We start from the raw sequence: 18,730 nt of genomic DNA on the forward strand, positions 1-18,730 counted from the left end.
TGACGTCAACGGAGTCCGACGATGTCCACGTTTATTCCTTTGAATGGCTGGGGCGCCGATGCCTCGCCGTTTCACGCGGCCGAACTCGCCGCCCAGCAGCGCGCGGGAGTGAGAAGCCAGGCGGAGTCGTCGGGACGCCGTGGAATCCGCCGCGCCATGCCGGACCAGCATCGCCAGTTCTTCGCCGGGCAGCCGTTCATGGTGTTCGGCGGTATCGACGCGCACGGGCAGCCGTGGGCGACCATGCGCGCGGGCGCGCCGGGTTTCGTGTCGTCGCCGGATGCGCGCACGCTGCGTATCGAAGGCGGCGTGCTGGCCGGGGACCCCCTGGCCGGCAGCTGGCGCAAGGGCGCGATGATCGGAGGTCTTGGGCTGCAGCCGCAGACACGGCGCCGTAACCGGATCAACGGTGTGGTGACCTCCGTGGACGGCGCCGCGTTGACGCTCGAGGTTCAACAGAGCTTCGGCAACTGCGCGAAGTACATCCAGAGCCGGTCGCCGAGCTGGGTGGAGGGCGGCGCGTCCCGGTCTTCCACGCCGCCGGACATAGCGGCGCAACTGAGCGACGCCGACCGCGCGTTACTGGCGAGCGCGGATACGTTTTTCATCGCGAGCGCGAATCTTGACGAGGACGCGGGTCTCGCTCGCGGCGTCGACGTGTCGCATCGCGGCGGGCCGCCCGGTTTCGTGCGTATCGACGATGAGCACACGCTGACGACGCCCGACTTCAGCGGCAATAACTTCTTCAACACGATCGGCAACCTGATCCACGATCCGCGCGCCGGCTTGCTGTTCATCGACTTTGCGAGCGGTGATCTGGTCTACGTTGCGGCGGATGCGGAAGTCGTTTGGGACGGCGCGGAACTGGCGGCGTTCGAAGGCGCGCAACGGCTCGTGCGTTTTCATGTGCGGGAAGTGCGGCGCAGCCGGGGCGCATTGCCGTTTCGCTGGTCCGACGTGGAGTTTGCCCCGCAGTTCGCTGCGGCGCTGCGCAAGCCGGTTGTGGCCTCGCCTTGGCGCACGCTCAAGGTTGCCGCGGTAGTCGATGAAACGCCGTCGATTCGTTCCTTCTACTTCGAATCGATCGACGGTGCGCCGTTGCCGCCGTACAAGCCGGGGCAGTTTTTGCCGATTCGCGTGCCGGCGCCGGGTTTCGACACACCGCTGACGCGAACCTACACGCTTTCCGACGCGCACGATCCGCAGCGGTATCGGATCAGCGTCAAGCGCGAAGGCGTCGCCTCGAACTGGTTGCACGAGCATCTGGTTGCCGGCGTGCAGATCGAAGCCATGAAGCCGCGCGGCGCGTTCATCTACGCAGAAGACAGCGCGCGGCCCGCCGTTTTCATTTCGGCCGGCATCGGCATCACGCCGATGATCGCCATGCTCCGGCATGCGTTGGCGGCGTCGCGCGATAACGGCGCGCAAGCGCGGCGGCTTTTTTTCTTTCACGGCGCGCGCAACGATCGCGAACGTCCTTTCAGTGTGGAGTTGAAGCAGATCGCGGCACGCAATTCGGCACTTTCGCTGCATCTTTTCGATAGCGCTGGTTCAGGACCGGCCGGCGGCGTATCGCGTGGACGCATCAGCATCGATGCATTGAAACGCGCGCTGCTTTTCGACGACTACGATTTCTATCTGTGCGGGCCCGAGTCGTTCATGCGCGACCTCTACGAAGGACTGCGTGGCTTGAATGTCGCGGATGAGCGTATTCGCTTCGAAGCGTTCGGTCCGGCGAGCGTCAGGCGTACGCCGGCGAGGGACGAGACAAGCGCACGGGATGCGCCGGTGCAAGGCGCCGAAAGCGTACCGGTGACGTTTGCGCGTTCGGCGCGCACGATCCCGTGGCTTCCGCGCGACGGCAACCTGCTGGAGCTTGCCGAAACGCACGGCATTGCCGCGCCGTCGAGTTGCCGCTCGGGTGTGTGCGGTACGTGTTCGACGCGTGTGCTGGCGGGAAAGGTTGAGTACGAGGGTGAAGTCGAAGCGCAGATCGAACCCGGTGCGGCGCTGATCTGTATGTCGCATCCGGCTGCGGCGGATGCCGGTGGGGATGCAGGGGTAACGCTGGACCTCTGATCGGCGAGCGATAGCGCCGGCCGATATCACGCGCGAGACGTCAATGCGTCGACTCGCGGACATCGGCGCCTGACAGGCAGCGTAGTGCCCGATCGCCGTCGCTACGGGCCGCGGCCTCGATCGGAAAGGTTTCCTTGCTGAACGCCACCACCTTGAATCCGGACCCCGCTGCGCGCGGCGTCGTAATACCCCAATGCCATCCGCCGTCCTGCTCGAAGACATGCAGAACCGGTGTGTTCGAACCGTGTAAAGCCTCATGAGTCGTCATGGCACATTCCTCCGTCGCAGCACGACCGTGAGCGCAAATCGCAGACTCCTGACCCGAGTTTAGCCCTATTTTGCTGCACCGCAATATTTAGTTTGTTGCAGAAACGCTGAATGAGTGTGCGAGAGCCGCGGCCAGCACGGGAGGCGCGGATTAGAGCAGGCGTACCAATACGCTCGAAATGATGACGGGTGGGCTAAACCGGGGGCGCCGGGCCACGATTACACAGCGGTGTCCACATCATTGGACGCGTCCTGACGGTGTAGCTCGACTCGCGGATGCAAGCGAACGGACGAACGAGCGTTCACACCAACGGACGTGAAATGCCAGGATTGCGATAACTGCTATGGACACGCATCGTGGCCTGTCACGCCCGCGTGAGGAAAGCGGAAACGCAACGGGCCGGTTCGCCGTGAAGCGCAACCGGCCCGTGCTTCCTGAGTCAATCGCCTGGTGTCAGGCGGGTGAGGCGAGTTCTCAGAAATCAAGCCCCGGGCTGCCCGCGCCAGGACCGCCTGGCTGACCCGCGGCCGGCGCATCCTTCGGTGCTTCGTGAACGGTGGCGTCGGTGGTCAGCAGCAGCCCGGCTACCGAAGCCGCGTTCTGAAGCGCGGTGCGCGTGACCTTGGTCGGATCGAGCACGCCCGACTCGACCAGATCGCCATATTCGCCGGTCTGGGCGTTGTAGCCGAAATTGCCCGTGCCTTCCGCCACCTTCGCGACCACCACGCTCGCTTCTTCGCCGGCGTTCGTGACGATCTGGCGCAACGGTTCTTCGAGCGCGCGCAGCACGATCTTGATGCCGGCGTCCTGATCCGCATTCACGCCCTTCAGGCCGCTGATTGCATGCCTCACGCGAATCAGCGCGACGCCGCCGCCAGGCACGATGCCTTCTTCGACGGCTGCACGCGTGGCGTGCAAGGCGTCGTCGACGCGGTCCTTCTTTTCCTTGACCTCGATTTCGGTTGCGCCGCCCACCTTGATCACCGCCACGCCGCCGGCCAGCTTCGCGACGCGTTCCTGCAGTTTTTCACGGTCGTAGTCGGAAGTCGCTTCCTCGATCTGCACGCGGAGCTGCTTGACGCGTGCTTCGATATTCTTGCTGTCGCCCGCGCCGTCGATCACGGTGGTGTTTTCCTTGCCCACTTCGATGCGCTTGGCCTGACCCAGTTCGGCGAGCGTCGCTTTATCGAGCGACAGGCCGGTTTCTTCAGCGATCACTTGACCGCCTGTCAGGATCGCGATGTCTTCGAGCAGCGCCTTGCGACGGTCGCCGAAGCCCGGCGCCTTCACCGCCACGGTCTTCAGAATGCCGCGAATGTTGTTCACCACCAGCGTGGCCAGCGCTTCGCCTTCCACGTCTTCCGCAATGATCAGCAGCGGGCGGCCGGCTTTCGCGACCTGTTCGAGGATCGGCAGCAGATCACGGATGTTCGACACTTTCTTGTCGTGCAGCAGCACAAATGGGTTATCGAGTACCGCAACCTGCTTGTCCTGATCGTTGATGAAATACGGCGACAGGTAGCCACGGTCGAATTGCAGACCTTCCACCACGTCGAGTTCGTCGTCGAGCGACTTGCCGTCTTCCACGGTGATCACGCCTTCCTTGCCGACCCGGTCGATTGCTTCCGCGATGCGCTGGCCGATCGACTCTTCGCCGTTGGCCGAAATCGTCGCGACCTGCGCGATTTCCTTGCTGGTGGTGGTCGGCTTGCTGATCTTCTTCAGCTCGTCGATTGCGGCGACCACGGCCTTGTCGATGCCGCGTTTGAGATCCAGCGGGTTGAGGCCCGCCGCGACGTATTTCTGACCTTCGCGCACGATGGCTTGAGCGAGCACGGTCGCCGTGGTGGTGCCGTCGCCCGCGGCGTCGCTGGTACGCGACGCGACTTCCTTGACGAGCTGCGCGCCGATGTTCTGCACACGGTCGGACAGTTCGATTTCCTTCGCCACCGACACCCCGTCCTTGGTGACGATCGGCGCGCCGAAGCTGCGTTCGAGCACCACGTTGCGGCCTTTCGGACCCAGCGTGACCTTGACCGCATTGGCGAGAATGTTGACGCCTTCGACCAGCCGCGAGCGGGCGACGTCGCTGAAGATGATTTCTTTTGCTGCCATGGTTAGACGCTCCGTTCGTTATTGAGTGACGACTGCGACCACATCTTCTTCGCGCAGCACGAGCAGTTCATTGCCGTCGACCTTGACCGATTGCCCGGCGTATTTGCCGAACAGCACGCGTTCACCGACTTTCAGATCGGGCTCGATGCGTTTGCCGTCGCTATCGCGCTTGCCCGGCCCAATGGCGATCACTTCGCCCTGGTCGGGTTTTTCCGCGGCGCTCTCGGGAATCACAATGCCCGAAGCGGTTCTGTTTTCCTGGTCGAGACGCTTGACGATCAGGCGGTCATGCAAGGGACGTAGGCTCATGGTTCGATTTCCACGGTTAATTTCTGGCACTCGTCGTTGGTGAGTGCTGACCGGGATCGAGTATAGAAACGAGGCGTGCGTTGCTCCAATAACGGATTCATCGATCCTTATCGGCAATTCGCATTTCACAATCGCGCATATTCATAGCTCGATTCGCTGGTCTTGCGCGGAGAGCCGCGTCCCTATACTGGTCCGTCATATCGGCATGGCCTGACGGCGCGCCGGATCAATCTCCCCACTCAAACCAGGCGGATCGAATGCGATCCGTGCGTTTTTTATAAGGAATCAACGCATGCAGGTCTCTCAGGACACCACGGCGCGCGCCAGGCTCGAAGCGGCACTCGCCGGGTTGCCGGCACTGGCTCAGGCGATTGGCGAAGACGCCGCGCAACGTGAGGTGCGGCGCGAGCTGCCATTCGACGGCTTCAGGCTGTTTCGCGAATCCGGTCTGGGCGTGCTCCGTTTTCCGGTCGAGTGGGGCGGTCTGGGGGGAAGCCTGGAAGATCTCTTTCACGTGATCGCCACGCTGGCCGCGCATGAGTCGAATGTGGCGCACGCATTGCGGATTCACTTCGACCAGACCGAGCAATTGCTGTTATCGCCGCGCTCCAGCTTCAACGACACGCAGATCGAACGCATACGGCAAGGGGCGATCTTCGGCGGTGCGTCGACGGAGCTGGGTACGGCGAGGCCGGGCGAAATCGTCACGAAGCTCGCGCGCGACGGCGAGCACTTCCGCGTGACGGGCAGAAAGTATTATTCGACCGGCACCGCATTCGCCGACTATGCACGGATCAACGTGCAGGACGAACGCGACGAGAAAGTGTCGATCGTGATTCCCGTGTCGCGCGAAGGGTTGCAGGTACTCGACGACTGGGACGGCATGGGGCAGCGCATGACCGCAAGCGGCACGCTCGTGCTCGACAACGTGCAGGTCTTTTCTCACGAGATCGCGACACGCGGCTATACGTCGCTTGCCGGCCGGCATGGCAGCGCAGTGCGGCAATTGCATCTGGTGACAGTCGCGGCGGGGATCGTGCGGAACATTCTCGCGGATGCGCGCCGCTATGTGACGCAATACGGCCGGCCGGTGCTGCATAGTCCGGCACCGTCGGCGCGCGAGGACGGTTTCGTGCAGCAGGTGGTCGGCGATCTGGCGGCGCACAGCCTGTCGATCGATGCGCTGGTGGCGGCCAACGCACGCACGCTCGACCGCTCGGCGAATGCAATCCACAGCAGCGCGCCCAATGCGGAAGAGCTGGTGCTGGAAGGCGCGCTGGCCACCGCAAAAACGCAACTCGTGGTCAGCAAGCTGGCGCTTTATGCCGGCGAGCGTCTGTTCGAGATTGGCGGGGCATCGGCCACTGGCCGCGCTCATAATTTCGACCGTCATTGGCGCAATCTGCGCACTATCTTCAGTCACAACCCGTTGCTGCACAAGGCGCGCGTGATAGGCGACTACGAGCTGAACGGCGTGACCACGCATCTAACCGAAGGCCGCGTGTTCTAACGCACTGCGCGCCATTCACCTCCTTGATCGAACAGGGCACACCATGAGCCGAGATCTGCTGTTACTGCTGGAGCCGGGTTTTACCGATCCGGACCATCCGGGCGAGCGCTTTATCTGTCCGGATGGCGCACCCATCGAAGGTTTACTGGCGAGCGACCCCGCGCGCAACGCCCGTCTCGACATTCGCCGGCTGCCGTTCCCGCGACCGCGTGCCGAGCTGATCGAGGCGCTGGACGCCGAACACCAGAGCCTGCCGGTGCTGATTCTCGGTGACGGGCAGCCCGCGCCCGCCGATGCCCAGACGCTGGGCAACCGGCGTTTCGTCACGGATACGCGCCGCATTCTCGATCTGCTCGCACAGCGTCACGGTTTCCCCAAAGTGCACTGACGGAACTGAAGCGGGGTGCATGCCGTTGACGCGTCTCGATGCGATAACGGCATGCACCCCGATCCGGTAGTCGACCGGGGTCTTCTGCTTTGCTTCAGAACAGATGCTTGATACCGGCCGAGACAGCCACCTGGTTGCTGGTGGTGGACGGCGTCAAATAGCCGATTGCCGCGACCGCCGGCCGTCCCAACGAGTCGGTGCCGCTCGCGTGCTGATAAGCGCCGGTCACGTAAATGTCGGTTGCTTTGGAAAGCGAATACGCCGCGCCAAGGTTCAACTGTTCGTATTTGGCGCTCTCCTTGCCGTTCACGCTGCCGCCTTCCGTATAGTCGAATGACGTGCCGAATCGCAGGAACGGCGTGGCCTGAAAGCGCAGGCTCGCACTGACGGTGCTCAGCCTCGTCGAGCCGCTATAGTGCAGCGTGTTCAACGACGAGTTCGAGCCCAGTCCGCGGAATTGAGTGGTCGAGTAGGCCGCGCCGACAATCGCGCGGCCGGCCGTGTAGGTTGCCGCCACGGAAATCGTTTGTTGCGTGTTCGCCGATGCGAAGCCGGCAATGGCCGGATTGGATTCGGCGGCCGTTGCCGAACCTGCCGATCCGAGGTTATTGCCCGTGGCGCTCGCATTGGCATTGGTGCCGTATAGCGAGGTATTCGGATTGCGCGCATTGACGATCGACGCCGCGATCGCGAACGCTCCGCCCGTGTAGCTGGCGCCGGTGGACCACAGCTGATTCTGCGTGACATTCCCAGCCACGCCACCCACGCTGTACAGCGCGCCGAAACGCAAGCCGTTGAAGGAATCCGAGAGGTACTTGAGCGAATTGTTGATCCGGTGGGTGAAGTTCAGATTGTCATAGTCGGCCGGATGAATCGCGAGGTTGCCCCAGTACCATCCGTAGATCAATGGCGACACGAATTCGACCGAGGTGTCGCCCTGGCGCCCCAACGTGAACGTGCCGTAGCGGCCGCCATTCACGCCGACCCACGCCTGGCGCCCGAACTCCGTGCCGCCTTGCCCGATTGCGCCGTTGTTCACACTGAAGCCGTTCTCAAGCTGGAACAGGGCCTTCAATCCGCCGCCCAGATCTTCTACGCCTTTCAGACCCCAGCGACTCGACGCGAGGCCCGACGACCCGCTATCGAATTGCGCCACCTGTGAGCCGCCTTTGGGTTTGCCGGAGGGCGACGTTGCAGCCGTCTGTGCGTTATTCGAGTACGTGACATTGCCGGTCACGATCCCGTACAGCGTGACGCTGCCTTGAGCACTGGCCGTGCCGGCCATGAGAGATGAAACGCTGAAAGCGAAGAGCAGTTTTTTCATGGTTGTTTGAATCGTTTTTGAGGACGTGTCGGAGAAGTGATTGCCCGGGGAGAATCTTCAATCGGGCGAGAAACGATAAGCAAAACGAATCGATGAAACAAACAATCAAATTCGATATGGATATCGACGATTTATCTCGACTGCGCGCTAAAACACCGATTTTTTAGCGATAACGCGAGCACCGGAAAATAGATACGCAATCCTTATTTGTATGCTGGCGCAACGGTCGTCCCGCGACGTAACGAAAGGAAAGGCGACAACCGCCAATGGGCCTTTCCTCCGCACAGTGCTTTGCATATGCATAACGATTGGTTCTTTTACCGGCATTGCCGCTTTATCGTGTGCGCTGCGGCAGCAGCATGGCCGACACGACAACATTCCATTCGGCCGGCGAGGCCCGAAACATCGGCATAAGGATCTGGATTACATGGCACGGTTGAATCGACGCGAATTTCTTATTTCATCGGGCGTGGCGCTCGCGACGGCCGGCATGCCGGCGCTGGCGCTCGCCCAGGGCGAGGCCGGCGCACCGAAACGGGGCGGCACGCTGAACATGTTGATCAATCCGGAGCCGCCTGTGCTCGTGTCGATCTTTCAGACCACCGGACCCGCGCTCGTCGCGAGTTCCAAGGTGCTGGAAGGCTTGCTGGCTTATGACTTCGACTTGCGCCCGAAACCGCAATTGGCCACCGCGTGGACCGTCAGCCCCGACGGCCTGAAGTACACCTTCACCCTGCGGCAGAACGTGAAATGGCACGACGGGCAACCATTCACGTCGGCCGACGTCGCGTTTTCGATCGATCTGCTCAAGTCGGTGCATCCGCGGGGCCGCAGCACGTTTGCGAATGTGACGAGCGTCGCCACGCCGGACGCGCGCACCGCGGTGATCGAGCTGTCGAAGCCGGCGCCGTATCTGTTGAAAGCGCTGTCGGCCGGCGAGTCGCCCATCGTGCCCCGGCACCTGTATGCGCAGGGCGATCCGCTATCCAATCCCCACAACAACGCGCCGATCGGCACCGGGCCGTTCCGTTTCAAATCGTGGACGCGGGGCGCCAACATCGTCTATGAGCGCAATCCGGACTACTGGGACGCGGGCAAGCCGTACATCGACAGCCTCGTGTTCAAGGTGATTCCCGATGCGGCCGCCCGTTCCGCCGCGTTCGAAACCGGCGCGCTCGATCTGGGCGGCGAGAATCCGGTGCCGCTCACGGATCTGCCGCGCCTCACGCAATTGCCGCAACTGGCGCTCGAAACGCGCGGCTATCGCTTTCTGGATCCGCTCGCCGAGATCGACTTCAATCTCGATCATCCGATCCTCAAAGACCTGCGCGTGCGCCAGGCCATCGCCCATGCGATCAATCCGCAGGTCGTGCAGCGCACGGTGGCCTATGGCTATGCCGACGTGTCGCCCACGCCGATCACACCGGGCTCGCCCTATCACGATGCCAGGCTCGCACCGTATGCGTTCGATATCGGCAACGCGGAAAAGCTGCTCGACGCCGCGGGCTATCCGCGCAAGGACGGCGGCGTGCGCTTCCATTTGACGCACGACTTCCTGCCGTACGGCGACATGTACCGGCGCCAGGCCGACTACGTCAAATCGGCGCTCGGACGTGTCGGCATCGACGTCACGGTTCGCTCGCAAGACCTGCCCGCGTTCCTGAAGCGCGTGTACGCCGATCGCCAGTTCGATTTCACGAGTATCGGCGTCAATACGCTATTCGATCCGAGCGTGGGCGTTCAGCGTCTCTACTGGTCGAAGAATATCCGTCCGGGTGTGCCGTTTTCAAATGCGCCGCACTACAGCAATCCGGAGGTCGACCGTCTGCTCGAAAGCGCCGCGGTCGAAACCGACGAGAGCAAACGCGTCGTGCTGTATCAGCAGTTCCAGCAGATCGTCTACCGCGAGCTGCCGATTCTCAACCTCGTCGCGCCGCGCATGGTCACGCTGGCGAACCGGCGTGTTCACAACCACACGGTGTCCGCGCAAGGCCTCGAAGGCAATCTCGCGGATGTCTATCTAAGCGCATGACTGGAGCGGCACGATGAGTCGAGGTTTGCGTTTTGGTGCGATTCTCCGGCGTACCGCGTGGCAGGCGCTGCCCACGGTGATCGGTATCGTGATCCTCAACTTCTTCCTGCTGAAGCTGATGCCGGGCGACGCCGCCGACGTGCTCGCCGGCGAATCCGGCTCGGCGACCGCGGAAACCATGCAGGTGCTGCGCGCGAAGTTCGGCCTCGACCAGCCGGTGCTGCACCAGTTGTGGTCGTACCTTGCGCATCTGTCGCACTTCAGCCTCGGTTATTCGCCGCGCTACGACATGCCGGTGATGCAGTTGATCCTCTCGCGCCTGCCCAATACGTTGCTGCTGATGGGCGTGGCGTTGTCGTTCGCGATTGTGACGGGCGTCGTGCTCGGCGCGGTCATGGCGCATTGGGCCGGCAAGTGGCCGGACCGTGTGCTCTCCGTGCTGGCCCTGCTGTTCTATTCGACGCCGGGCTTCTGGATCGGACTACTCGCCATCGTGCTGTTTTCGGTGCATTTGGGCTGGCTGCCCAGTGGCGGCAACATCACGCTCGGCGTGCCACTGCACGGCTTCGCCTATTTCGCCGATGCAGCCCGGCACGTGCTGCTGCCGGCCGTCACGCTGGCGACGTTCTTCGTCGCGATCTATGCACGTCTGACCCGCGCCGCGATGCTGGAAGTGCAACGTCAGGACTTCGTGCGCACCGCGCAGGCCAAGGGCTTGCATCCGTGGCGTGTCACGGTGCGCCATGTGCTGCGCAATGCGCTGATGCCGCTCACCACTATCGTCGGGATTCATTTCGGTACCTTGCTGGGCGGCGCCGCGGTGACCGAGACGGTGTTCAGCTGGCCCGGCCTCGGGCGGCTTGCGCTCGACGCCGTGATGGCGCGCGATTTTAGCGTGCTGCTCGGCGTGCTGCTGCTGTCGTCGCTGCTGGTGATCATCGCCAATGTGCTGGTCGATCTGCTGCAGGCATGGCTCGACCCCCGCGTCGCGTGATAAATCGCGTCGACGTCACTCGCTTTTTCCCGAAGGGATGACATGGCTTCCGATTCTTCCAATCTGATTTCCACGCCGCCCGAACCGGCGGCATCGGCGTGGCGGCGCCAGTTGGCCGGTACGCTGTTCGGCCTGCGCCGCGGCAGCACGCCCGCTGTGCCACAGCGCGGCGCGGCGGGGCGCGGAGTCTGGCGCGCCTTGCTGCGCAACCCGTCCGCGCTTGCCGGGCTCGTGCTGCTCGCGGCTTTTGTCGCGCTCGCGCTGAGCGCGGGGCATCTCTTTCCCGGCGATCCGCTCGACATGGTGGCGGCGCCGTTCGAATGGCCGGGCGCGGACGCCCAATACCGGCTCGGCACCGATTCGCTCGGACGCGACGTGGCCGCGGGCATTGCCCATGGCACGCGCGTATCGCTGCTGATCGGCGCGGTGTCGGCCGGGATCGGGCTCGTGATCGGCACGCTGGTCGGCGCGACGGGCGGATTCTTCGGCGGCGTGATCGATGACGTGCTGGTGCGTATCACCGAACTCTTTCAGACCGTGCCGTCGTTCCTGCTGGTGATCGTGATCGTCGCGATCGGCCGGCCGAGTGTGACGATCATCGCGCTCGCGATCGGGATCGCCTCATGGCCGACCGTCGCGCGGATCGTGCGCGCGGAGTTCCGCTCGCTGCGCCAGGCGGACTTCGTGCTCGCCGCGCGCAGCCAGGGGTTCAGCAACGCGCGCATCATCTTCGGCGAGATTTTGCCCAATGCCTTGCCGCCGGTCATCGTGACCGCGTCGGTGATGGTGGCGAGTGCGATTCTGATCGAGTCGTCGCTGTCGTTTCTCGGCATGGGCGATCCCAACGTGGTCAGCTGGGGCGGCATGATCGGCGCCGGCCGCGATTCGTTGCGCACCGCATGGTATCTGACCGCCGTTCCTGGCGCGGCCATCGTGCTCGCGGTGCTCGCGCTGAACCTGCTGGGCGACGGCCTGAACGACGCGCTCAATCCGCGCCTGCGCGAACGCGTTTGACCCCGGCTGTCTGACTACCCGGCCGATCACGCGGCCAACAACGTATTCGAGGATGCACAGTGGCAAACCTGCTTGAAGTACGCGACCTGCGCATCAGTTTCGGCGCGCACGAGGCGGTGCGCGGCCTGAGTTTCGATATCGCGCAAGGCGAGACGCTGGCGCTGGTCGGCGAATCGGGGTGCGGCAAATCGGCGACCGCGCTTTCGTTGATGCGCCTCGTGCCCACGCCGGGGCGCGTAACGGGCAGCCTGCGTTTCGACGGCCGCGAGCTGCTCGATCTGCCGCCGCGCGAGATGCGGGACATTCGCGGCCGGCAGATCTCGATGATCTTCCAGGAGCCGATGACGTCGCTCAATCCGGTGCTCTCGATCGGCGCGCAGATCGTCGAAACGTTGCGCCAGCACGAAAGCCTCTCCAAAGCCGCGGCGTGGAAACGTGCCGTCGAATTGCTCGACCTGGTGCAGATTCCCGATCCGCGGCGGCGCGTGTTCGATTACCCGCACGAACTGTCCGGCGGCCAGCGCCAGCGGGTGATGATTGCGATGGCGGTGGCCTGCCGGCCCCGCCTGCTGATCGCGGACGAACCGACCACCGCGCTCGACGTCACGATTCAGGCGCGTATTCTCGAACTGCTCGATGGTTTGCGGCGCGAGCTGTCGATGTCCTTGCTGCTGATCACGCACGACCTTGGCATCGTCGCGCAGCACGCGGACCGCGTCGCGGTCATGCTGGCAGGGGAGAAGGTCGAGGAGGCGCCGGTTGCGCGGCTCTTCACGCAACCGCAACATCCGTATACACGCGGCCTGCTTGGCGCCTCGCTGAATCTCGCGGACGATCTGCATTATCGCGGCTGGAAACTGCCGGAAATCCGCCATGGTATCGGCGACGACGGCAAGCCGGGCTTCGCCGTGGTGCCGCGTTCGGTGCGCACCGGGCAATATGTGGCCGATGCCGATGCCGATGCCGATGCCGATGCCGCCCGGCGTGGTGCCTCTCTCAGCGAAACGCCGTTGCTCGAACTGCAGGAGCTGCGGATCGACTACCCGCAACGCCACGGCAAAACCACGCTGCGCGCCGTGGACGGCGTGTCGCTGCAAATTGCCCGCGGTCAGACGGTCGGGCTCGTCGGCGAGTCCGGGTGCGGGAAATCGACGCTATCCAGGGCGATCATGCGGCTCGTGCCGGCCGCGAGCGGTGCCATCCGTTTGCGCGGCACCGATCTCGTGCCGTTGGGCGAGCGCGAGTTGCGGCCGCTGCGCCGTCACGTGCAGATGGTGTTTCAGGACCCGTACGCCTCGCTCAATCCGCGCCGCACGGTGGCGGAGATTCTCGATACGGTGCTGGTGGTAAACGGTATTGGCAACGCCCAGCAACGCCGCTCACGAATCGCCACCATGCTCGATCGGGTCGGATTGCCGAACTCGGCACTCGGGCGCTTTCCGCATGAGTTCTCGGGCGGGCAACGGCAACGCATCGGAATTGCGCGGGCGCTGGTGCTCGAACCGGATCTGCTGATCTGCGATGAGCCCGTGTCCGCGCTCGACGTATCGATTCAGGCGCAGATTCTCAATCTGCTGGTCGATCTGAAGCGCGATCTCGGGCTCGCCTATCTGTTCATCTCGCACGATCTTTCCGTGGTGCGCTATATCGCCGATCGCGTGCACGTGATGCAGGCGGGGCGCATTGTCGAAAGCGGGCACCATCGGGACATCTGGCGCGCGCCGCAACACCCGTACACGCGCACGCTGCTCGACGCGATTCCCGGCCGGGCCTTCGACGCGCAGGCGGCATAGTCCGCGAGCTCAGGCGGGGCGGCTTGGTGCCGCCCTCGCGAGCCCTCAAACCCTCTCACTCGTTGCCGAAGTACGCCGGCAGCCGGAAACCGTCATAAAAGCGATTGCCGCGAATCGCGCGCTGGAAATCCACCGACTGATACGCCTGCACGATATCCTGAGTGGCGCGTGCGTTGCGGTTGGATGCCTTCACGACGACCTGGTTGATATACGGGGGCGTCATGTCTTCGAGCGCGAGCGCATCGGTCAGTTTGTGACCGCTGAAGATCGCGAAGTTGCCCTGGATCGCGGCGTAATCGACATCGTCGAGTGCGCGTGGCGCCTGCGCCGATTCGAGCGGGACGATCTTGATGCCGGCCGGATTGGCGATCACGTCTCGTTCGGTGACGTCCACGGGATTCGGGTTCGGTTTGATCCTGATCCAGCCGATGCGCTGGAGTATCTTCAGCGCGCGTTCCAGATTGACCGGATCGTTCGGCACCGCGACGCGGGTGCCCGGTTTGACCTCCGCGAGCGAATGGTGTTTGCTCGAATAGAGTCCCATCGGCGGCGTCGGAACCTGCACCACGCCCACCAGATCGGTCCCGTTGCGGTCGTTATACGATTTCAGATAGACCTCGTGCTGCATCACGTCGGCGATGATCTCGCCGCGGTAGACGGCCTGGTTCGCTTCGAGGCCGGTGCTGAACTCGACGTATTTGACCGCATAGCCTTTCCTGCGCAATTGCGGCTCGACACCGGCCTTGAATTCGTCGGCATAGGGGCCGGGCACGAAACCCACGCGCAGCTCCTGTGCGGTGCCGCCGCTATCGGCGGCGTAGGCGGTGAATGCGGAGAAGCCGGCAAGCGTGGCAGCCAGTAGTAAAGCGCCGGTAACGCGCCGTCGGACAGAGGATGGTGCGGCAACAGGTCGGGACATGATGATTGAAGTGCGGAGAATGGGTGATTGAACGGTGTGACTACGCTGTGAATTTCAGAGGCTGCTGTTTCGCGAGCGCCGGCAAGACGGCCGCTGTGCCGGCGCACAGGAAAGCCGGCGAAGTCGGCATGAACGGGCGGCGCTCGAAGCGCATGCTCACCCCTGCTGAACGGGCGCTTGCCCATCTTCGGACGCGCCGTGACGCGCAATTCGCCCGAAGAACGGATGCCCCGGATCGTTGAACCCCGGCGTGGACGGGTGCCCGCTCGTGACCAGCGAGTCGACGAATGCTTCGTCTTCGGCCGTCAGGCGGTAGCGCAGCGCCGGCAGATAATCGCGCCACTGCGCTTCGGTCCGCGGGCCGCCAATGGTCGAACTGATATAGCGGCTATTGAGCACCCACGCGAGGGCGAATTGCCCGGCGGACAGCCCCCGCGCTTGCGCGTGTTCGTGCACGCGCCGCGCCAGTTCGAGCGATTCGGCACGCCATTCGGTCTGCTGCAGACGCCGGTCGCTGCGGCCCGCGCGCGTGTCGGCGCCGGGCGCCGCGCCCGGTTCGTACTTGCCCGTCAGCACGCCACGCGCGAGCGGGCTATAGGAAATCACGCCGAGCCCGTAGCGGTGCGCAGCCGTCAATTGCTCAGCCTCGGCCTGACGGTTGGCGATGTTGTAGAGCGGCTGGCTCGCCACCGGCGCATCGAGTCCGAGTGCCTGCGCGGTGTGGCTGAACTCGGCGATCTTCCACGCGCGATGGTTCGACAGGCCGTAGTAGCGGAGTTTGCCAGCCTGAATCAGGTCGTTGAGCGCCCGCACGGTTTCTTCGACCGGGGTGTCGTGGTCTTCGCGATGGATATAGAGCAGGTCGATGTAGTCGGTATTGAGGCGTTTGAGACTCGCATCGACCGCCCGCACGATATGTTTGCGGGAGGCGCCTCGCGCGTTGAGGTCGCCGTCCTGCAGCGGATTGGCGAACTTGGTCGCAAGCACCCAGCGCTCGCGCTGCGCGGCGATGCTGCGGCCCACCACGCGCTCCGATTCGCCGTTGGCGTACACATCCGCCGTATCGATCGAATTCACGCCGTGTTCCTGAGCCTGATCGATGATGCGTGCAGCGTCCGCTTCGTCGGTGGGGCCGCCGAACATCATCGTGCCGAGCGTCAGCGTCGAGACCTTGATGCCGCTGCGGCCGAGTTGTCTGTATTCCATGTGAGTCGGATTCCGTGAGAAAGTCAATCGGGAGAGGTTTAGCGTTGCAGCCACACGTCGGCGAAACTGGCCGAGACGCCGTCCGGCGAGCTCGTATGGTTGTGCACCGCGCGCGAATAGACCGTCAGCTATTGCGGCGAGACCAGATTGATGTCCGGCAGATCGCGTTCGAGAATGCGCTGAATCTGCGAGAAGCGTTGCTTGCGCTTCGCTTCGTCGGTTTCTTCGGCGACCTGTGAAAACAATTGATCGATCTCCGGATTGCTGTAATGGGAGCCGTTGGTGAAGGGCACGCCACGCCGGAAGTTGCTGGTCGTGTACAGACGCGCCACGCCGACCACCGGATCGAACAGGTTGCTCATGCCGTTGATCGAAAAATCGAAATCGCGGTCGGTGTAGATTCGCTTCAGGTACGCGGGCAGATCCTGGCTGCGCACGGTGACGGCAATGCCGACACGCGCCAGCGCCGACTTGACGTAAGCGGCGGTGCGCGCGGGCAGATCGCCGATCGGCAACGGGTCGACAGTGAGCGCGAAACGCGTGCCGTCGGCTTTGCGCGGATAGCCGGCTTCGTCGAGCAGCGCGTTGGCGCGCTCCACGTTGAACGGATAGGGTGTGGGCGCCGGGTCGTAATACGGGCTCGACGGAATGATCGGGCTCGCGAGCGGTGTCGCATAACCGTAGTAGATCACCTTGCGAATCACCTCGCGGTCCAGCGACGAGGCGATCGCCTGCCGCACCTTCGGATTCTTCAACACCGGGTTGTCGAGATTGAACTCGATGCGCGCGACGCCCGCCTGGAACTCATAGCCGCGAGTCTCGAGTCCGAGCTTCGGGTTGGCTTTGAGGCGTTCGAGATCGGACAGCGGGACAGGCGAGTCGCCGCTCAGGTCCACGGAACCATCTTCGAAAGCGACCGTGCGGGCGGCCGGATCGTTGATCACCTTGACGACAATGCGATCGAGCCACGGTTTGCCTGTGTCCCAGTAGTCGTTGTTGCGCACGTATTCGACATAACTGCCGCGCACCCATTTGACAAAGCGAAACGGACCGGTGCCGATCGGTGCGTTATTGGCGGGGTTGGTCAGTACGTCGGTGCCTTCGTAGACATGCTTCGGCACGATCGGCGTTTCCGATGAAGAAAACGCCTTGATCAGGTACGGCGCGGGTTTCGACAGCGTAATGACGACGGTGTAAGGGTCCGGCGTCGCGACATCGGTGACGTTGGCGAAGGTGGTTTTGGCGCGCGGGTGGAGCTGCCTGAGCGTCTGGATCGAATACGCGACGTCGGCGGACGTGAAAGGCTTGCCGTCGTGCCATTTCACGCCGTGCCGCAGATGGAAAACGTATTTCCGGCTGTCGTCGCTCACCTCCCACGAGGCGGCGAGCGATGCTTTCGGCCGAAACCCGAAGTCGTATTCCAGCAGGCCTTCGACGACTTTCGGGCTGACCTTCAGCACGTTGGTCGCGGTGGTGGCGAGATCCACCAGCGCGGTCGGCTCCGGGGTGACGATGAAAGTGAGCGTGCCGCCGCGAGTCTGTGCGTGCGACTGCGGGGCGGACAGTACGACGCTCAGGGCGAGCGCCAACCCGAGCACGCCTTTGAGCAGGCGCGTGCCGCGGCGGCTCGGCGCCGCCTGCGTTATGACATAGGCCATCGTATGGTTGCGTGAGAGAAGGAACGAGAGAAGAAGCGGGTTCAGACGGCGGAGGCCGCCGGAGCATGTCGACGCGCGAGCGCGGCACGAAGTGGCGCGGGGTCGACCCACGCGTCGAAATCGAAATCCGACGCAATGAAGCCCCACTTGAACAGAAACTGCTTGAAGTCGGCGAGGGCCGCGAGCGCCTGTGGATCGAGCCCGATCGTCAACTGTCGATGCAGGCCGCCGGGATAGGCGCGCTCCACCCAATGCTCGGCACTGCGGGTTTCGTGGGCGACGTAGTGCGCCACATCGCCTGCGTGACGCTCGGCCCATGCGCCGGTGTCCAGCGTGCGCGCCAGCACCCGTTCGACCAGATCGGGTCGTTCGCGCAGCAGTTGCGCGTCCACGGTCAGCGGCCGTGGCGTGCCGTTGTTCGCATGCAGCACGCGATTCGGCTGCGCGCTGATGTCGACGAGAATCCTCGCATTGAGCAGGTTCGCGATATCGAGGCCCGTCGCTCCCTTGACGAACACGACGTCCGCTTCCCCGCGCAGCAGCGCTTCGGCCTCGCGGGCGAACTCGTGCGGGCGCTGCGCGTCGAGCCAATCGGCGAGCGGCGCGTCGGCGGCGGGTTTGGCGTCTTCAAGGCCGCGCGGTGTATGCAGCAGGTCGACCAGGTCGATGTCTTCGAGTTGCACACCGAGCACGCCCAGCAATGACGAGAAGCCACGCAACGCAGTCGCGCGATGAAAGTCGACTACGCTCGCGCGGGTATTGAGCGGAAATCCGAAGCGACGCCCGGCGAGCGCATCCGGACTCGCTTCGAGATGGCGGTCGAGTGTGATCAGGGCCTGGAATTCGTCCACCCAGCTCAGGCCGATCAGGCGGGTGTCGCTGCCTTGGGCGCGCGCCCAAAGCGCGGGAATATTGCCGCCCTGGCGGAACGACCAGGGCTGCGTGTGCGTGAAATGCGAGCGGCGAATCTTCACGTCGTCGGCATCCTGCAGCGCTTGCACGTCGATTCGGTCGGCAGCGAATTCTTCTTCAAGCCAGCCTTTCCGCACGGTTATACCGAACGGCGTAGGGGCGGGGCAGCGCGTGTACCAGAGGCGGCTCATACAATGACCTTAAGGTTA

The 18,730-nt window shown here is 63.7% G+C and carries 14 protein-coding genes and 1 pseudogene; 7 read left to right on the forward strand and 8 right to left on the reverse strand.

Features of this window, described 5'->3' with window-relative positions:
• Positions 1-21: 21 nt before the first annotated feature.
• Positions 22-2,079 carry a pyridoxamine 5'-phosphate oxidase family protein gene (locus CJU94_RS21680; protein WP_095420760.1) on the forward strand — a complete coding sequence of 686 codons (2,058 nt, stop codon included), beginning with the start codon at positions 22-24 and terminating at the stop codon, positions 2,077-2,079.
• Positions 2,080-2,119: 40 nt separating this feature from the next.
• Here CJU94_RS21680 and CJU94_RS21685 read toward each other — a convergent pair whose 3' ends face one another.
• From CJU94_RS21685 to CJU94_RS21695, 3 genes are all read right to left on the reverse strand, one after another.
• Entirely contained in the window at positions 2,120-2,347 is a 228-nt protein-coding gene (locus CJU94_RS21685) for a hypothetical protein (RefSeq protein WP_095420761.1), read from the reverse strand.
• A 474-nt stretch (positions 2,348-2,821) separates the two neighbouring features.
• Positions 2,822-4,462 carry a chaperonin GroEL gene (gene groL / locus CJU94_RS21690; protein ID WP_095420762.1) on the reverse strand — a complete coding sequence of 547 codons (1,641 nt, stop codon included), beginning with the start codon at positions 4,460-4,462 and terminating at the stop codon, positions 2,822-2,824.
• 18 nt (positions 4,463-4,480) lie between these two features.
• Positions 4,481-4,771, reverse strand: coding sequence for a co-chaperone GroES (locus tag CJU94_RS21695; RefSeq protein WP_095420763.1), 291 nt, complete (start codon positions 4,769-4,771; stop codon positions 4,481-4,483).
• 292 nt (positions 4,772-5,063) lie between these two features.
• Here CJU94_RS21695 and CJU94_RS21700 point away from each other — a divergent pair, with 292 nt between their 5' ends.
• Positions 5,064-6,281, forward strand: a complete 1,218-nt coding sequence (locus tag CJU94_RS21700) for an acyl-CoA dehydrogenase family protein (RefSeq protein WP_095420764.1) — start codon at positions 5,064-5,066, stop codon at positions 6,279-6,281.
• A 43-nt stretch (positions 6,282-6,324) separates the two neighbouring features.
• The gene (locus CJU94_RS21705) at positions 6,325-6,669 is read left to right on the forward strand and encodes a DUF3088 domain-containing protein (RefSeq protein WP_095420765.1); all 345 of its coding nucleotides are present in this window, start codon (positions 6,325-6,327) and stop codon (positions 6,667-6,669) included.
• A 94-nt stretch (positions 6,670-6,763) separates the two neighbouring features.
• On the opposite strand, the gene CJU94_RS21710 is transcribed toward CJU94_RS21705, so the two are convergent.
• Positions 6,764-7,993, reverse strand: a complete 1,230-nt coding sequence (locus CJU94_RS21710) for a porin (RefSeq protein ID WP_095420766.1) — start codon at positions 7,991-7,993, stop codon at positions 6,764-6,766.
• A 427-nt stretch (positions 7,994-8,420) separates the two neighbouring features.
• On the opposite strand from CJU94_RS21710, the gene CJU94_RS21715 reads away from it, so the two are divergent.
• From CJU94_RS21715 to CJU94_RS21730, 4 genes are read left to right on the forward strand one after another with little or no spacing between them, the layout of a single operon-like run.
• Positions 8,421-10,025: an ABC transporter substrate-binding protein gene (locus CJU94_RS21715; protein ID WP_095420767.1), complete on the forward strand. Its 1,605-nt coding sequence runs from the start codon at positions 8,421-8,423 to the stop codon at positions 10,023-10,025.
• Positions 10,026-10,038: 13 nt separating this feature from the next.
• Positions 10,039-11,019: an ABC transporter permease gene (locus tag CJU94_RS21720; RefSeq protein WP_095420768.1), complete on the forward strand. Its 981-nt coding sequence runs from the start codon at positions 10,039-10,041 to the stop codon at positions 11,017-11,019.
• 42 nt (positions 11,020-11,061) lie between these two features.
• Positions 11,062-12,033, forward strand: coding sequence for an ABC transporter permease (locus CJU94_RS21725; RefSeq protein WP_095420769.1), 972 nt, complete (start codon positions 11,062-11,064; stop codon positions 12,031-12,033).
• 59 nt (positions 12,034-12,092) lie between these two features.
• On the forward strand, positions 12,093-13,826 hold the full coding sequence (locus CJU94_RS21730) for an ABC transporter ATP-binding protein (protein WP_095420770.1): 1,734 nt from the start codon (positions 12,093-12,095) through the stop codon (positions 13,824-13,826).
• Between the two features lie 55 nt (positions 13,827-13,881).
• Here CJU94_RS21730 and CJU94_RS21735 read toward each other — a convergent pair whose 3' ends face one another.
• From CJU94_RS21735 to CJU94_RS21750, 4 genes and pseudogenes are all read right to left on the reverse strand, one after another.
• Complete coding sequence (locus CJU94_RS21735; RefSeq protein ID WP_095420771.1) at positions 13,882-14,745, reverse strand: MetQ/NlpA family ABC transporter substrate-binding protein; 864 nt, start codon at positions 14,743-14,745, stop codon at positions 13,882-13,884.
• A gap of 156 nt (positions 14,746-14,901) precedes the next feature.
• Positions 14,902-15,951, reverse strand: coding sequence for an aldo/keto reductase (locus CJU94_RS21740; RefSeq protein ID WP_095420772.1), 1,050 nt, complete (start codon positions 15,949-15,951; stop codon positions 14,902-14,904).
• Between the two features lie 38 nt (positions 15,952-15,989).
• Positions 15,990-17,609: pseudogene (locus tag CJU94_RS21745) on the reverse strand (ABC transporter substrate-binding protein).
• A gap of 41 nt (positions 17,610-17,650) precedes the next feature.
• A complete protein-coding gene (locus tag CJU94_RS21750; RefSeq protein ID WP_095420773.1) occupies positions 17,651-18,712 on the reverse strand; it encodes an ABC transporter substrate-binding protein in 1,062 nt (353 codons plus the stop codon).
• Positions 18,713-18,730: the final 18 nt, after the last annotated feature.

The organism is Paraburkholderia aromaticivorans (genome assembly GCF_002278075.1).
GTDB lineage: Bacteria > Pseudomonadota > Gammaproteobacteria > Burkholderiales > Burkholderiaceae > Paraburkholderia > Paraburkholderia aromaticivorans.

Coding starts and splice junctions, on each gene's coding strand:
- CJU94_RS21715 (WP_095420767.1), top strand. CDS start 8,421: ATGGCACGGTTGAATCGACGCGAATTTCTTATTTCATCGGGCGTGGCG.
- CJU94_RS21750 (WP_095420773.1), bottom strand. CDS start 18,712: ATGAGCCGCCTCTGGTACACGCGCTGCCCCGCCCCTACGCCGTTCGGT.
- CJU94_RS21720 (WP_095420768.1), top strand. CDS start 10,039: ATGAGTCGAGGTTTGCGTTTTGGTGCGATTCTCCGGCGTACCGCGTGG.
- CJU94_RS21740 (WP_095420772.1), bottom strand. CDS start 15,951: ATGGAATACAGACAACTCGGCCGCAGCGGCATCAAGGTCTCGACGCTG.
- CJU94_RS21685 (WP_095420761.1), bottom strand. CDS start 2,347: ATGACGACTCATGAGGCTTTACACGGTTCGAACACACCGGTTCTGCAT.
- CJU94_RS21710 (WP_095420766.1), bottom strand. CDS start 7,993: ATGAAAAAACTGCTCTTCGCTTTCAGCGTTTCATCTCTCATGGCCGGC.
- CJU94_RS21700 (WP_095420764.1), top strand. CDS start 5,064: ATGCAGGTCTCTCAGGACACCACGGCGCGCGCCAGGCTCGAAGCGGCA.
- CJU94_RS21735 (WP_095420771.1), bottom strand. CDS start 14,745: ATGTCCCGACCTGTTGCCGCACCATCCTCTGTCCGACGGCGCGTTACC.
- CJU94_RS21695 (WP_095420763.1), bottom strand. CDS start 4,771: ATGAGCCTACGTCCCTTGCATGACCGCCTGATCGTCAAGCGTCTCGAC.
- CJU94_RS21705 (WP_095420765.1), top strand. CDS start 6,325: ATGAGCCGAGATCTGCTGTTACTGCTGGAGCCGGGTTTTACCGATCCG.
- CJU94_RS21725 (WP_095420769.1), top strand. CDS start 11,062: ATGGCTTCCGATTCTTCCAATCTGATTTCCACGCCGCCCGAACCGGCG.
- groL (WP_095420762.1), bottom strand. CDS start 4,462: ATGGCAGCAAAAGAAATCATCTTCAGCGACGTCGCCCGCTCGCGGCTG.
- CJU94_RS21680 (WP_095420760.1), top strand. CDS start 22: ATGTCCACGTTTATTCCTTTGAATGGCTGGGGCGCCGATGCCTCGCCG.